The organism is Nocardiopsis sp. TNDT3, assembly GCF_003427465.1.
Lineage (GTDB): Bacteria > Actinomycetota > Actinomycetes > Streptosporangiales > Streptosporangiaceae > Nocardiopsis > Nocardiopsis dassonvillei.
The window spans coordinates 1-1695 of the sequence record NZ_QPFC01001323.1; the positions used below are offsets into that span (position 1 = coordinate 1).

The following is a 1695-nucleotide window of genomic DNA, read 5'->3' on the forward strand; positions in this document are numbered from 1 at the left end:
GGCCCCCTTCCGCCTCCGGGCGGAAGGGGGCCCTCGCTCTCGGCGTTCTCCCCCGTCGGGCAGGGGTCGCTCCGCCGGAGGCCGCATCCCGCGCAACGGCCGTGGACGCCGTGCCCCGGGCGGTACGCCTCACACGGTGTGCCCCCGGGCGGCCCAGTCCTCAGAGTGCGCGGTCCTCAGGTGTCCGGTGCGCCGGTGTCCCTGGGGTCCTCGGCGTCCGGAACGTAGCCCGCCGTGTCAGTGGTCCGGTCGCGCTCGTCGTCCCGGTCGCCGTGGGGCGTGTCCGCCGGATGCTCGTAGGGCCTGTCGGGGTGCTCGCTCCGCACGGCCGCGCCCTCGTCGACGTCGGGCGTGACGTCGTCGCTCTCCTCGTGCATGGCCTCCTGCTCGGCGCTGCGGGTCTCCCCTCCCCAGCTCTCGCGCGGGTAGAGGTCGCTGCGCTCGGAGCGCACCGCCTCGTCGATCCCCCGCGGCTCGGACGAGCTGTCGGTCCCCGGCATGTCGGGGTCCTCGAAGTCGTACTCCTGGATGTCGTAGTCGGCCTCGATCCGCCGCTCCCGGGCGACGGCCTTGCTCAGCTCGGGGTCGTCCCCCATGTCGGTGTCCACGTCATAGGGCTCTTCAGTCATGTCCGCCCCCCTTCCCTCGTTAGTCCCGTGCCCCAAACCGGCACACCTATGTCACCGGCGGGCGCACGGGACGGCGGGCGGGCCGGGGGCGGCCCCGCCGAACGCCCCGCTACCGGCGTCGGGCGCGCTCGGCGCGGCGCAGCAGCAGCGGGCGCAGGGCGGCCTCCAGCGCGACGGAGCCGTCGAGCTTGCTCTGGCCCACGACGCGGTCCTCGAAGTGGATGGGGATCTCCACCATCTTCTGCCCGCGCCGGTAGGCCCGGTAGTGCATCTCCACCTGGAAGGCGTAGCCGGTGCTCTCGCTGCCGGGCAGGTCCAGGACGCGCAGCGCCGAGGCCCGCCAGATCTTGAAGCCCGCGGTGACGTCGCGGATGGGGATGGACAGCACGGTCTTGACGTAGGCGTTGGCCCAGCCGCTCAGCAGACGGCGGCTGAGGTTCCACCGCTCGGACAGGCTGCCGCCGGGGACGTAGCGGCTGCCGATCACCACGCCCGCGTTGGTGGCGTGCAGGGTGCCGAGCAACTGGGGAACGTAGCCCACGGGGTGGCTGAGGTCGGCGTCCATCTGCACCACGTGGTCGGCGCCCTCCTCCAGGGCGCGGGTCATGCCAGCGACGTAGGCGCGGCCCAGGCCGTCCTTGGCGGTGCGGTGGACGACGCCGACGCGTCCGGCGAACTCGACCGCGAGCTTGTCGGCGACCTCGCCGGTGCCGTCGGGGGAGCCGTCGTCCACGACCACCACCCGCAGCCGCGGCAGGTCCAGGGCCATGAGCTGGCCCACCAGCACGGGGAGGTTGTCCGCCTCGTTGTAGGTGGGCACGACCACCGTCACCCGGGAGTCGGCCCACGGCGCGGGGAGCGCCACGGGTTCGGGGGTGACGCGCACGGGCGGGGAGGACGGCTGCTGGGGAGACGGCTGGGAGGACATGCGCGGCGGCTCCTGCGGATCGGACGGGCGGTGCGGGACGGGCGGAGCGTACGCGGGATACGCGTGTGAACGGTAGGGTACGCGGTCCTTTCCTCCGTTCGCAGAGGAGAAGTCCCCTTTCCCCTCCCCGCTCACTGC

General features: G+C 73.5%; 2 protein-coding genes. Both read right to left on the reverse strand.

What is annotated here, in order from left to right:
* Window positions 1-176: 176 nt before the first annotated feature.
* Entirely contained in the window at window positions 177-608 is a 432-nt protein-coding gene (locus DQW06_RS27405; protein ID WP_019608358.1) for a hypothetical protein, read from the reverse strand.
* Between the two features lie 130 nt (window positions 609-738).
* Window positions 739-1557, reverse strand: a complete 819-nt coding sequence (locus DQW06_RS27410; RefSeq protein WP_117199573.1) for a polyprenol monophosphomannose synthase — start codon at window positions 1555-1557, stop codon at window positions 739-741.
* Window positions 1558-1695 lie beyond the last annotated feature (138 nt).

Coding starts and splice junctions, on each gene's coding strand:
- DQW06_RS27410 (WP_117199573.1), bottom strand. CDS start 1,557: ATGTCCTCCCAGCCGTCTCCCCAGCAGCCGTCCTCCCCGCCCGTGCGC.